This is a genomic window from Collimonas sp., from assembly GCF_039923675.1.
Lineage (GTDB): Bacteria > Pseudomonadota > Gammaproteobacteria > Burkholderiales > Burkholderiaceae_D > Collimonas.
Genome location: NZ_JBDTCG010000056.1, coordinates 165,674 through 178,854 on the forward strand (window position 1 = coordinate 165,674; position 13,181 = coordinate 178,854).

Below are 13,181 nucleotides of genomic sequence, written 5' to 3' on the forward strand. Positions count from 1 at the left end.
GGCACAGCAGACAAATAAGAGAGAAATACCATGAAAGAATTCACCCCGTTCGAGCAACACGCCGAGCGCCAGCCGCTCGCCTCCAGCACCTTGCGTCAGAGTGCGCAATACAACTTACCCGACGCCAGAGGTCACTTTGGCATGTACGGCGGCAGCTTTGTCTCGGAAACCCTGACCCTGGCGCTGAGCGAGCTGCAGCAGGCTTACGCCAAATACCAGAACGAACCGCAATTCCTGGCGGAATTCCACAGCGAACTCAAGCATTTCGTCGGCCGCCCCAGTCCGATCTATCACGCTAAACGCTGGTCCGAGCAGATGGGCGGCGCGCAGATCTATTTCAAGCGCGAGGATCTGAACCACACCGGTGCCCACAAGATCAACAACGTCATCGGCCAGGCTTTATTGGCCAAACGCATGGGCAAGCCGCGCATCATCGCTGAAACCGGCGCCGGCCAGCATGGTGTCGCTACCGCCACGATTTGTGCCCGTTTCGGCCTCGAATGCGTGGTCTACATGGGCAGTGAAGACGTCAAGCGGCAGATGCAAAACGTCTATCGCATGAACCTGCTGGGCGCCAAGGTGGTGCCGGTCGAATCGGGGTCCAAGACCTTGAAGGATTCGCTGAACGAAGCCATGCGCGACTGGGTCACTAACGTCGAAAATACCTTCTATATCATCGGCACGGTAGCCGGGCCGCATCCTTATCCGATGATGGTGCGCGATTTCCAGTCGGTGATCGGCAATGAGTGTCTGACGCAAATGCCGGAAATGACCGGGCGCCAGCCAGACTATGTGGTGGCCTGCGTTGGCGGTGGTTCCAATGCGATGGGGATTTTCTATCCTTACATCGATCATCACGATGTCGCGCTGATCGGGGTTGAGGCGGCGGGCGAGGGACTGGAGAGCGGCAAGCATTCTGCCTCGCTGACCTTGGGTTCGCCAGGGGTGCTGCACGGCAACCGCACCTATCTGCTACAGGATGATAACGGCCAGATCATCGAAACCCACTCGGTATCCGCCGGTCTCGATTATCCGGGCGTTGGCCCCGAGCACGCCTGGCTCAAGGATTCCGGCCGCGCCACCTACGAAACCGTGACCGACGATGAAGCGCTGGCGGCATTCCATACCTGTTGCCGCATCGAAGGGATCATCCCGGCGCTGGAGTCCAGCCATGCCCTGGCGTATGCGGCCCGGCTGGCGGCGACCCTGCCCAAGGATAAAATCATCCTGGCCAACCTGTCCGGCCGCGGCGACAAGGACATGCACACCGTTGCCGAGCGTTTGAAGCTGGCCTAAGGTGAGTTTTTAAAAAACGCTGTCATCCCCCGCGAACGCGGGAATGACGCGGCGGGGGCTGTTCGAAGCCCCCATAACCCTTTTTGATAGATCTTATGTCCCGAATCCAGACTACCTTCGCGGCACTCGCCGCCAACAATAAAAAAGGCCTGATCCCTTTCATCACCGCCGGCGATCCGGCGCCGGAGCTGACCGTGCCGCTGATGCATGCGCTGGTCCGCGGCGGCGCCGATATCCTGGAACTGGGCGTGCCTTTTTCCGATCCAATGGCGGAAGGCCCTGTGATCCAGCGCGCTTGTGAACGCGCGCTCAAGTTTGGCGTCAGCTTGCATGATGTGCTGGGCTATGTCCGTGAATTCCGTAAAACCAATGCGACGACGCCGGTGGTGCTGATGGGCTACGCCAATCCGCTGGAGCGGATGGGCATCGATGTTTTTATTGCTGCAGCGAAAGAGGCGGGCGTCGACGGCAGTATCGTGGTCGACTATCCGCCGGAAGAATGTGAAGAGTTTGCTGAAAAAATGCAGGCCAACGGTATGGATCCGATCTTTCTGCTGGCGCCGACCTCGACCGAACAGCGGATCGAGCAGGTCGCCAAGGTCGGCAGCGGATTCACGTATTATGTGTCCTTGAAAGGCGTGACCGGCGCCGCCAATATCGATACTGCCGAAGTCGCAGCCCGTGTGGCGGCGATACGCAGGCATGTCAAATTGCCAATTGGCGTCGGTTTTGGCATCCGTGATGCGGTGACTGCCAAGGCGGTGGCGCAGGTATCGGATGCGATTGTGATCGGCAGCCGGATTATCCAGGAACTGGAGAATACGCCGAAGGAACAGGCTGTGGCGGCTGTGGAAAGCTTCCTGTCCGGGATCAGAAAAGCGCTGGATGCGTGATTTTTGAAGTCGTTTGATATCGTAATGGCATGTAATCTATCTTTGATTAGCTATTTCGCTGATGCAGGGATAAAGGTAAAATTCGGCAAGAAAAAAATCTGAAGGAGGTCGCTCTATGAGTTGGCTAGAAAAATTACTACCCCCACGTATTCAGCGCAGTGACTCGGCAACCCGCAAGTCCATCCCTGAAGGCCTGTGGGTAAAGTGCCCATCATGCGAAGCAGTGCTGTATCGCACCGATCTGGAGTCGAACATCCATGTTTGCCCGAAGTGCAATCACCACATGCGGATACGTGCCCGGGAACGCCTGGATGCGCTGCTGGATGCCGGCGGCCGCTATGAAATCGGCCAGGAAACACTGCCGATCGATACGCTCAAATTCAAAGACAGCAAGAAATACCCGGATCGCCTCAAGGCAGCGATGGACGCCACCGGCGAAACCGACGCCCTGATCGTGCTGGGCGGTTCGATCATGACCCTGCCAGTCGTCGTGGCGGCGTTTGAATTCGAATTCATGGGCGGTTCGATGGGCTCCGTGGTCGGCGAACGCTTTGTGCGCGGCGCCCAAGTTGCACTGGAGCAAAAAGTACCGTTCATCTGCATCACCGCCACCGGCGGCGCACGGATGCAAGAAGGTTTGCTGTCCCTGATGCAAATGGCCAAGACGACCTCGATGCTGACCAAGTTGTCGGAAAAGAAATTGCCATTCATCAGCGTCCTGACCGATCCGACCATGGGCGGCGTTTCCGCTTCCTTCGCCTTCATGGGCGACGTCGTGATTGCCGAGCCGAAGGCACTGATCGGTTTTGCCGGTCCGCGCGTGATTGAAAACACTGTGCGTGAAAAGCTGCCTGAAGGCTTCCAGCGCGCCGAATTCCTGGTCACCAAAGGGGCAGTCGACATGATCGTCGACCGTCGCAAGATGCGCGAAGAAATTGCGCGTCTGTTGGCGTTGCTGCAAGACCAGCCAGCTGAATCCATCGCGTGATGTGATTTTGCATATCGAGGCCTGAACTGTCGCCGGTTCGGGCCTTTTGTTTTTAGTTGGATGTCAAAATGTCAAATATTTCCGCCGCGCCAGTGACGCTAGCCGATTGGCTTTCTCTGCTCGAATCGCGCCATTTCAAAACCATCGACATGGGTCTGGACCGCGTGGTGCAGGTGAAGGAAAGGCTGCAATTACAGTTTGCCTGCCCGGTCATCATGGTGGCCGGCACCAACGGCAAGGGCTCTACCTGCGCCATGCTGGAGTCGATCCTGTTGCGCGCCAGCTACAAGGTCGGCCTGTATATCAAGCCGCATTTCCTGGATTTCAACGAGCGCGCCCGGATTGGCGGCGAGTCGGCTTCGGACGCAGCCCTGATCGCCAGCTTTGAAGCGGTGGAAGCGCAGCGCGGCGATATTTCCTTGACCTATTTTGAATTCACCACCTTGGCCATCATGCATTTGCTGGCCGAGGCCAAGCTCGATGTGGTGATCCTGGAGGTTGGCCTTGGCGGCCGCCTGGATGCTGTCAATATCGTCGATGCCGATGTCTCCATCGTCACCAGCGTCGACATCGATCACATCGAATACCTGGGCGACACCCGCGAAAAAATCGGCTTTGAAAAGGCCGGTATTTTCCGTCCCGGCAAAACCGCCATCTGCAGCGATCCGGTGCCGCCGCAATCCCTGATCGACCATGCCAACGCGATTGGCGCCGATCTCTGGCTGCTAGGCCGCGACTTCAACTACACCGGCGACAAGCAGCAGTGGAACTACGGCGGTCGCGGCCAGCGCCGCAATTCGCTGGCTTACCCCAGTTTGCGCGGCGCCAACCAGCTGCTGAACGCCTCGGCGGCGCTGGCGGCGCTGGAGGCGCTGCGGCAGGAATTGCCGGTCGGTGCGCAAGAGGTGCGCAGCGGCTTTGTGATGATGGATTTGCCGGGCCGCTTCCAAGTGTTGCCAGGCCAGCCGCTGGTGATCCTGGATGTGGCGCATAACCCGCATGCAGCCGCCACGCTGGCGCAAAATCTCGACAACATGGGCTTTCATCCCTACACCTACGCGGTGTTCGGCGCCATGCTGGACAAGGATATCGAAGGCATCGTCGCGCAACTGAAAACTCGTATCGACCACTGGTGCCTGACTGCTTTGCCGCTGCCGCGCGCGGCCAGCGGTGAGCAAATAAAAGAACGTTTGCTGGAGGCGGGTGTCCATCCAGAGGATGGGGCAGATGCGCAATCCAGCATCGCCTGTTTCGATTCTCCCGCTGAAGCCTATGCAAATGCCTTAGGCAGGGCAGGCGAGAATGATAGAATTGTGGTTTTCGGATCGTTCCTGACTGTTGCCGGCGTAATGGCGGCGAGAAAGTCCGGATTTCACTGACGATTGATCTGTGGGCGATATTTTCGCCTGCTTACTTGCTAGCTAAATACATCGCATGGGTTTGTTCTCTTTTCTTCGTAAAAACAAGCAGCAAACCGACCCTGACCAGGGTGTTTATCGTTCCAAGGCCGACACCGGAATCGGACCTGACGCGGAACAGGCAGAGCTGCCTTTACGTGCGCGCAAGGCCAGGACCGGCAAGGTGGTCAATCAGCAGAATGAAGCGGCGGATCCGGTCTTGCCGGAAAAAAAACGCGCCCGCCGACGCCTGGTAGGCGCGGTTGCCTTGGTGTTGGCGGTTGTGATCGTGCTGCCGATGATCCTGGATTCCGAGCCGAAACCGCTGGCGGACGATATTGCGATTCAAATCCCGGCGCGCGACAAACCTGAAGCCGGCGCCTCAGCCAGCGCTGCAGCCTCAGTCAACAGTAGCGGCCTCGATCAGCAAGAAGAAATCGTCGACCCAGCCAGCAGCACGCCGGCGACTCCGGTGCCGGTCAAACCACCAGCAGCGGCCGGTAACGCGCCAGCCGCCGGCAAGCCTGCCGCGCCTGACGTTGTAACACCACCGATGCCAAGCGTAGCGACACCGCCTCCGGTTGCCGCAGTACCGCCGGCCACCAAGCCAAAGCCGGAAATCAAACCTAAGCCTGAATCCAAGCCTAAACCGGAATCGGCTCCAGTTGCCGACAAGAATGATGATTCGGCGCGTGCGCTGGCGATTCTGGATGGCCGCAGCGATGCGGCTCCGGCTGCTGCGCCTGAAAAGAAGCCGGGCAAGTTCGTGCTGCAGGTAGCTGCGCTGGCGTCGCAAGACAAGGTCGATGAATTGCAAGGCAAGTTGAAAGAGGCGGGTATCCGCTCGTATACGCAAAAAGTGCCGACCTCTGCGGGTGAACGCATCCGCATTCGCGTCGGTCCGTTCAGCAGCAAGGAAGAAGCTGAAAAAACCCGTGCCAAGCTGGCCAAGCTGGGTCTTAGCGGCAGCTTGATCCCTGGTTAACCAGGCGCGGCTTGATTTTTACCCCATTTGCGCCATATAGACTACTGATCAGAAACCCACAAGCCGCGTGACAATTTTCGATTATCTGGTCCTGTTTGTGCTGATTTGCTCAGTCGTGATCAGCACTTTGCGCGGTTTGGTGAAGGAAGTCCTGTCATTGGCGAGCTGGGTGATTGCCTTGGTGGTAGCCAACATGTATGGCGAAAATCTGGCAAAATTGCTCCCCGATGCGATTCCTGGAAATGTAACGCGCTTAATCGCGGCTTTCCTGGCGCTGTTTATTGGCGTAAGGTTATTAATGATGTTGCTGAGCATGGCGCTCAACGCCGTGATCAAGGCCAGCGGTTTGGGACTGGTGGATCATGGGCTGGGTGTCTTGTTCGGACTGGCGCGCGGCTTGGTGTTTGTGCTGGCGGCGGTCCTGGTATGTGGTGCTACGGCAATTCCGCAACAGCCTTTCTGGCGCGATGCGATGCTGAGCCCCTTGGCGGAAACCGCCGCGCGGACTGTCATCCCTTATTTGCCGGGGGAGTTTGCGAGCCATTTGAAGTTTTGAATTTGCTGTAATGGACGTGCGCCCAAGTTTGCGCAAGCGCCATCGAGCTGTACCGGATTGTTTATTGTTTAGGAGTCCACCATGTGTGGCATAGTCGGCATCGCTTCCCAGAACCCCGCCAATCAACTCATTTATGATGCTTTGTTGCTTTTGCAACATCGCGGTCAGGATGCAGCGGGGATCGCAACCAATCACGGCAACGGATTTTTCATGCACAAGGCCAACGGCTTGGTGCGCGACGTTTTCCGGACCCGCAACATGCGCTCCTTGCCGGGCAATTTCGGCATCGGCCAGGTGCGTTACCCGACCGCAGGCACCGCCAGCGCGGAAGAAGCGCAACCGTTCTATGTCAATGCGCCATTCGGCATCATCCTGGCGCACAACGGCAACCTGACCAACGCCGAGCAGCTGAAGATCGAGATGTTCAAGAACGATCGCCGGCACATCAATACCGATTCCGATACCGAAGTCCTGCTGAACGTATTGGCGCATGAAATCCAGCAAGCCACGATCGGCTATTCGCTTGATCCGGGCGTGCTGTTCAAGGCAGTCGCCAATGTTCACAAGCGCGTGCGCGGTTCCTACGCCGTGGTGGCGCAGATTGCCGGTCACGGTTTGCTGGCGTTCCGCGATCCGTACGGCATCCGTCCGCTATGCATCGGCATGAACGAAACCGACAAGGGCACCGAATACGTCATCGCCAGCGAGTCGGTGGCGCTCGAAGGCTTGGGCTTCCGCTTCCTGCGCGATGTCATGCCTGGCGAAGCCATTTTCATCGATATCGATGGCCAGATGTACAACCAGCAATGTGCTGAAAATCCAACCTTGAATCCATGCGCGTTCGAGTTCGTTTACCTGGCGCGTCCCGATTCAATCATCGACGGCGCTTCGGTTTACGCCACGCGCCTGAAAATGGGCGAATACCTGGCGGACAAGATCAAGCGCGAATTCTCCAGCGGCGATATCGACGTCGTCATGCCGATTCCCGATTCTTCACGTCCTGCCGCCATCCAGCTGGCGCTCAAGCTGAATATCGAGTATCGCGAAGGCTTCATCAAGAACCGTTACATCGGCCGCACCTTCCTGATGCCGGGACAAGCAATCCGCAAGAAATCGGTACGCCAGAAGCTGAATGCGATCGGCTCCGAGTTCAAGGGCAAGACCGTGTTGCTGGTCGACGACTCGATCGTGCGTGGCACCACCAGCCGCGAGATCGTGCAGATGGCGCGCGATTCCGGCGCCAAGCGCGTGATCTTCGCCTCGGCCGCGCCGCCGGTCAAGTTCCCGAATGTCTACGGCATCGACATGCCGACCCGCGGCGAGCTGATCGCCTACGGCCGCAGCGATGAAGAAGTCTGCCGCGAAATCACGGCCGATGCGCTGGTGTACCAGGATATCGATGCCCTCAAGCGTTCGATTTCCGACACCAACCCGTTGCTGACAAATTTCGAGGCATCCTGCTTTGACGGCAACTACATCACCGGCGACATTTCGCGCGACTACCTCGACCGTATTGAGTTCGCCCGTAATAACCCGAAGCCTGAAAGCGAAGATGCGGTGCGTTCGCAGTTGAATTTGAGTCTGGCGCAAGTCGACTGATTTTTTTGAACGTATGCGGTGTCCGGTGTAAAACCTGGCCCGCGGAAAGCACGGAAAAACCGGATGAGGCAATTCATTAACGGATATTTCCGTGCTTTTTTTGTTTTTCGTTGACAAAAAAACCTGACAAGTAAAAGCGCAAAAAAATGACTCAAAAATACGGCTTCACCACCACTATCCTGCATAGCGATCGCCAGAAAACCATCGAGCACGGCGCGCCGCACAAGCCTATCCATACCTCGGTAACCTGGGGTTACAGCGATGCGCGCCAGCTGGCCGAAGTATTCCAGGGCAAGCAGTCCGGCTATCGTTACGGCCGCCAGGGCAATCCGACTGTGACTGCCTTGGAAGATAAAGTCACCAAGATGGAGGGCGGTCTCGCCACCATCTGTTTCGCCTCAGGCATGGCGGCTATCGGCGCGCTGATCCAGGCATTGCTGCGCGAAGGCGATCATGTGGTGTCGTCGGTATTCTTGTTCGGTAACACAGCCAGCATGTGGCAGACATTTGGCGGGCAGGGCGGCAAGGTCAGCATGGTTGACGCCACCGATGTGGCGCAGGTCGAAGCGGCGCTGACGCCGGCGACGCGCATGGTGTTCGTCGAAACCATCGCCAATCCGCGTACCCAGGTGGCGGATCTCAAGCGCATCGGTGAGCTGTGCCGTGCGCGCGGGATCTTGTTCGTGGTGGATAACACCATGACCTCGCCTTATCTGTTCCAGCCCAAAGCGGTCGGCGCCGGCCTGGTGGTCAACTCCCTGACCAAATCGATCGGTGGCCATGGCAATGCGCTGGGCGGCGCCCTGACCGACACCGGTTTGTTTGACTGGAGCAGTTTCCCCAACATCTACGATGCCTACAAGCGTAATCCGCAAGCACAGTGGGCGCTGGCGCAGATTCGCGCCAAGAGCCTGCGCGATTTCGGCGCGTCGTTGGGGCCGGAGGCCGCACATCATATTGCTGTCGGCGCCGAGACCATCGCCTTGCGCATGGAGCGCAGCAGCGCCAGCGCGCTTGCCGTCGCGCGTATGCTGGAAGCCGACCCGCGGGTGGCTGCGGTGCATTACCCCGGCCTGGAATCGCATCCACAGCATGCTTTGGCCGGGGAGCTGTTCCGCACCAGCAGCTACCTGTTCAGTTTCGAGCTGAAGCCGGAAATCGATTGCTTCGACTATCTGAACCGGCTGAAGCTGGCAATCTCCGGCACGCATCTGGGCGATAACCGCACCCTGGTGATTGCCGTTGCGCATACCATTTTCTATGAGATGGGCGCAGAACGCCGCGCTACGATGGGCATCAGCGAATCGTTGATCCGGGTATCGATCGGGATTGAAGATACAGCGGACCTGGTGGAAGATTTCAGGCAAGCGCTGCAGGCCTGATACGGCCCAAGGCAGGATGGGAAGCGACGCGGGGCGAATACTATGTATCCGCCCCGTTTGTGTATTCAGATGGTAGTGCGATCCAGCCATTTCGGCACATGGTGCGGCACAAACGATTTGAAACGCAGCAGCAGGTCCGCCGGCTGCGCTTCCGCCATCATCAGTTCAGCCTGTTCAGCCTTGAGGAAGCGTTGCGACACCATATGCTGGATAAACTGCAGCAAGCCGTCATAAAAGCCATCCACATTCAACAAGCCGATCGGCTTCTGGTGAAAGCCCAGTTGAGCCCAGGTCACCACCTCGAACAGTTCTTCCAGCGTACCGACACCGCCCGGCATGGCGATGAATCCATCCGACAAGTCCGCCATCATCGCCTTGCGCTCATGCATATCCTTGACGATATGTAGTTGCGTCAGGCCCTTGTGACCTAGTTCCTTATTCAACAACGCCTCTGGAATCACGCCGGTAGCCTGGCCGCCCAGGCGGATGACTTCATCGGCAATGATGCCCATCAGGCCGACATTGCCGCCGCCATATACCAGTGAAATATTTTGCGCAACCATGGCTTGCGCCAGGCAGCGCGCCGCTTGCGCATAGACCGGAGTGGCGCCGGGAGAGGAGCCGCAATAGATACAGAGTGATTTCATCGATGTCATCAGATCAGGTTTTGCAGAGCAGGCAATCAGACGTTGCTTTGCAAATATTTGGTTTTCAATTGTTCGAAATGCGTCAGCGTTTCACCGCGCAGGTACGGCTGCATCAGCGCCAGCACTTGATAGCAGCCGCTCGCCAGCGCATGGTCCACGACCGGCTGCTCAGTGTACTGGCGCGGATTCAGGACGTACTGGTAAGACAGCCAATAACTGGCGACCACCACCATGTTCGACGACAGGGCGTCGATCTCGGCCGGGCTGGCGTCCAGCGCATGGTCCTCATGCAAGCCCTGGCACAGTTCCCTGACCACAGCGATCTTGTGGCCGAAGATTTCCTTGAAGTGCAGCTCCAGTGTGCGGTTACGCGACAGCAGGTCATTGAGGTCGCGGTAAAAGAAGCGGTAGCGCCAGATCAGCTGGAACATGTGATGCAAATAATGCCAGACATCATGCATGGTGGGACGCTGTCCTTGCGTCATGGCCAGCATGCGGCTGATTTCTTCTTCGAACGTGACGAAAATCGAATTGACGATATCGTCCTTGTTGCGGAAGTGGTAATACAGGTTTCCCGGCGAGATTTTCATCTCGTCGGCGATGATGGTGGTAGTGATATTGGGTTCGCCGAACTCGTTGAAGAGTCGCAGCGACAGATCCATGATTTTTTCGCGGGTGCGACGTGGCGCCTTTTGCTCCATGACTTGTTTTCTTTCTGCTATTCAGTCCGCAATGCCGTTCTTACCAGATTGATAAATTGGCTCAGCAAAGATTGTATATTGCTTCGCGCCTGCCGTCGTAGCTGCATTGCTGAAATGATAGTAATACCATTTATTTTATTCTGCGCAAACTTCCTGTTTTCGCTGTCACGGACTACCAAAACAGGATCAGGCGCGTGGTCACTGTTATAAAATGCAGGGCCGGGCAGCGCCGAAGACGAGTGCGCCCATGCTCTATTTTTTAAAAAGGCCCGCATGTCAGATTCTCCCCCGAAACGTCCCGATACGCCCTGTGTAGCGGTCTGCTCAACCACTTTCGACGATATCTGCCGTGGTTGCGGTCGTACCGTGAACGAAGTAGCCCATTGGGTTTTCATGACCGACGAAGAAAAAAACAAGGTCTGGGAACGGATTACCGCCGAAGGCTACCCACGCCGGCAAGGGTGATGCAACTGTTTGCCTAGAGTTTGCCTAGATATGGGCCGGGAGCGAAAACCGGTTATCCACATCATCCTCTTGAAGATACTTCCTGCGACAGCTGCCGGCACCAGGCTCAAAGGCGCGCTTTCATCATCTTCGATACTAACGACAAACATAGTGTTGTTTTTGATCGTCAAATTAATGGTTATTTATAATAATTGATCAGTTTTGCGAGTTTTTTTGGGTATTGTGGTGCGCGAACATACTGTAACTTACTGTATATTTCGGCGTAAAAACGCGCCGGATCGTGGAAAATTGCAAACAATGGTTAAAGAACGCGATGGTGCGCAGTTGGCAACATTTCTCTGTGGCATATAGTTTATAATGCCGCGCAAATTAGATAAATTGCCGTCGATTCAGCTCCCTAGGTTGCAGGCAAAAATAAAATCATATTAATGGGTATCGGGGAGTGATGAATGGGGCTCGCGGGAGTGAGGTTTTCAATTGCGTCGCATGCGGCATGGGCGCCGGGGCTGGCTACGGCCGCTGCATGGCAGGCATGGGCCGACGAGCCGTTCGTCATCGCAGGCAATAGCGAAGCTGCGGTTGCCGCGATGCCGGCGATGCTGCGCCGGCGCGCCGGTTTTCTCGGCAAAATGGCGCTGGAGACAGCCTACCACTGTCTCGATGGCCGGGTCGGCGTACCTACCGTATTCTGTTCGCGCCATGGCGAATGCATGCGTTCGATCGATCTGCTCGCCGATCTCGCAGAGGGGCAGCCTCTATCTCCCGCTTCTTTCAGCTTGTCAGTTCACAATGCCGCTGCCGGCCTGTTTTCGATCGCCCGTCAGGATCAGGCCAGCCATGCGGCGCTGGCGGCCGGGCATCACGGGGTTGAGCATGCGGTGATTGAAGCTTGCGGCTTGCTGGCTGACGGCGCGCCTGAGGTTCTGCTGGTGGTGTATGACGGCATGTTGCCGGAACTGTTTCAGGATTTTGAAGATTGCCAGGAGCAGCCTTTTTCCTGGGCCTGGCTATTGCGGCCCGCCACCACGGAGTCCGGTGATGTCATGGCGCTGTCCTTGGCTGGCGAGCTTGAGGACGAGATGGCCGTCATGCCGCAGGAATCACATCGCCATCGCCAGCCCGCAGGATTGGAAGTGTTGGCTTTTTATCTGCGCCAGGAGCCGCAGCTGGTGCGTGCCGCCGATGGCCAGCGCTGGTGCTGGCAGCGCCTTGCGGAGGCATCGTGCTGAAGCGTTTGAACCGTTACTGGCGGGTGCTGGCGACCGGGGTCAGTTTCGTGGTGTTTGCGCTCGGCGGCCTGCTGTTACGGGCCACAGTGTTTCCGGTGCTAAATTTGTTGATCTGGGAGCGTCAGCTGCGCATTTTGATAGCGCGCCGCGTGATCCGCTGGGTGTTTCGCGGTTTTGTCGGATTCATGCGCCGGCTCGGCGTGCTGAACTACGATATCAGCGGGCTGGAGCGGCTGGAGCGGCGCGGCTTGCTGATCCTGGCTAATCATCCGACCCTCATCGACACGGTGTTTTTGATGGCTTTCGTCAAGCGCGCCGATTGCATCGTCAAGGGCCGACTGTGGGATAACCCGTTTACACGCGGCCCGGTCAGCGCCGCAGGCTATATCAGCAACGATTACGGCAGCGGCCTGATTGAAGATTGCATCAGCTCTTTACGGCGCGGCAGCAACCTGATCATTTTCCCGGAAGGCACTCGCACCGCCGGCGACGGCCAGATTCATCTGAAGCGCGGCGCCGCCAATATCGCGGTGCGCAGCCTGTCGAATGTGACGCCGGTGGTGATCCGTTGTCTACCCCCGACCCTGGGCAAAGGCGTCAAATGGTGGCAAGTGCCGCCGGTCGCGGCGCATTTCAGCATTGAAGTAAAAGACGATATCGATGTACAGGCGTTTCTTGCAAAATCGGGTAGCGAAGTATTGGCCGCCAGGCATTTGACCGTGTACCTGCAAGATTATTTTAGGAAAGAAAGTCAAGTCCATGCAGCAGCTTGAAGAAGAAGTAAAGCAGGTCATCATCGATGTCCTGCAATTGGAAGATATTACGCCGGCCGACATCGTCAGCGACGCACCGCTGTTTGTCGACGGCCTCGGCCTCGACTCGATCGATGCACTGGAGCTCGGCGTCGCGATCCAGAAACGCTACGGCATCTCGCTGTCGGCGGATTCGGCCGAGACCCGCAATCATTTCGCTTCGGTGCGCACGCTGGCTGCGATGATCGCCAGTAACAGAAAGAAATGACGGTGTGACGATGCTGACCAATT

14 protein-coding genes are annotated in these 13,181 nt (G+C 57.3%); 12 read left to right on the forward strand and 2 right to left on the reverse strand.

The genetic code is table 11. The annotated features are described in order from the left end of the window. Window positions 1–30: 30 nt before the first annotated feature. The 8 genes from trpB to ABI171_RS12155 all read left to right on the forward strand — a co-directional run bounded on the left by trpB (window position 31) and on the right by ABI171_RS12155 (window position 9,096). Window positions 31–1,296 carry a tryptophan synthase subunit beta gene (gene trpB / locus ABI171_RS12120; protein ID WP_348092810.1) on the forward strand — a complete coding sequence of 422 codons (1,266 nt, stop codon included), beginning with the start codon at window positions 31–33 and terminating at the stop codon, window positions 1,294–1,296. Between the two features lie 95 nt (window positions 1,297–1,391). Then, window positions 1,392–2,189, forward strand: a complete 798-nt coding sequence (trpA, locus tag ABI171_RS12125; protein WP_348092811.1) for a tryptophan synthase subunit alpha — start codon at window positions 1,392–1,394, stop codon at window positions 2,187–2,189. A gap of 115 nt (window positions 2,190–2,304) precedes the next feature. Beyond that, window positions 2,305–3,177 (forward strand): acetyl-CoA carboxylase, carboxyltransferase subunit beta, encoded by an 873-nt coding sequence (gene accD, locus ABI171_RS12130; RefSeq protein ID WP_038489592.1) that lies wholly within the window; start codon window positions 2,305–2,307, stop codon window positions 3,175–3,177. A gap of 68 nt (window positions 3,178–3,245) precedes the next feature. After that, window positions 3,246–4,556, forward strand: coding sequence for a bifunctional tetrahydrofolate synthase/dihydrofolate synthase (gene folC, locus ABI171_RS12135; protein ID WP_348092812.1), 1,311 nt, complete (start codon window positions 3,246–3,248; stop codon window positions 4,554–4,556). A gap of 55 nt (window positions 4,557–4,611) precedes the next feature. Next, window positions 4,612–5,559, forward strand: coding sequence for an SPOR domain-containing protein (locus ABI171_RS12140; RefSeq protein WP_348092813.1), 948 nt, complete (start codon window positions 4,612–4,614; stop codon window positions 5,557–5,559). Window positions 5,560–5,626: 67 nt separating this feature from the next. Beyond that, complete coding sequence (locus tag ABI171_RS12145) at window positions 5,627–6,115, forward strand: CvpA family protein (RefSeq protein WP_348092814.1); 489 nt, start codon at window positions 5,627–5,629, stop codon at window positions 6,113–6,115. 81 nt (window positions 6,116–6,196) lie between these two features. Next, complete coding sequence (purF, locus tag ABI171_RS12150; protein WP_348092815.1) at window positions 6,197–7,714, forward strand: amidophosphoribosyltransferase; 1,518 nt, start codon at window positions 6,197–6,199, stop codon at window positions 7,712–7,714. 146 nt (window positions 7,715–7,860) lie between these two features. Further along, window positions 7,861–9,096 carry a cystathionine gamma-synthase family protein gene (locus tag ABI171_RS12155; RefSeq protein WP_348092816.1) on the forward strand — a complete coding sequence of 412 codons (1,236 nt, stop codon included), beginning with the start codon at window positions 7,861–7,863 and terminating at the stop codon, window positions 9,094–9,096. A 65-nt stretch (window positions 9,097–9,161) separates the two neighbouring features. Here the strand turns inward: ABI171_RS12155 and ABI171_RS12160 are convergent, their stop codons facing one another. After that, a complete protein-coding gene (locus ABI171_RS12160; protein ID WP_348092817.1) occupies window positions 9,162–9,743 on the reverse strand; it encodes a TIGR00730 family Rossman fold protein in 582 nt (193 codons plus the stop codon). Window positions 9,744–9,778: 35 nt separating this feature from the next. Beyond that, a complete protein-coding gene (locus tag ABI171_RS12165; protein ID WP_038489578.1) occupies window positions 9,779–10,444 on the reverse strand; it encodes a TetR/AcrR family transcriptional regulator in 666 nt (221 codons plus the stop codon). Between the two features lie 273 nt (window positions 10,445–10,717). Here ABI171_RS12165 and ABI171_RS12170 point away from each other — a divergent pair, with 273 nt between their 5' ends. The 4 genes from ABI171_RS12170 to ABI171_RS12185 all read left to right on the forward strand — a co-directional run bounded on the left by ABI171_RS12170 (window position 10,718) and on the right by ABI171_RS12185 (window position 13,158). After that, window positions 10,718–10,909 (forward strand): DUF1289 domain-containing protein, encoded by a 192-nt coding sequence (locus ABI171_RS12170; protein ID WP_348092818.1) that lies wholly within the window; start codon window positions 10,718–10,720, stop codon window positions 10,907–10,909. Window positions 10,910–11,358: 449 nt separating this feature from the next. Next, entirely contained in the window at window positions 11,359–12,138 is a 780-nt protein-coding gene (locus ABI171_RS12175) for a beta-ketoacyl synthase chain length factor (protein ID WP_348092819.1), read from the forward strand. After that, entirely contained in the window at window positions 12,132–12,911 is a 780-nt protein-coding gene (locus ABI171_RS12180; RefSeq protein ID WP_348092820.1) for a lysophospholipid acyltransferase family protein, read from the forward strand. The genes ABI171_RS12175 and ABI171_RS12180 overlap by 7 nt, the downstream gene beginning before the upstream one ends. After that, complete coding sequence (locus tag ABI171_RS12185) at window positions 12,898–13,158, forward strand: phosphopantetheine-binding protein (RefSeq protein ID WP_038489570.1); 261 nt, start codon at window positions 12,898–12,900, stop codon at window positions 13,156–13,158. Before ABI171_RS12180 ends, ABI171_RS12185 begins: the two co-directional genes overlap by 14 nt. Window positions 13,159–13,181: the final 23 nt, after the last annotated feature.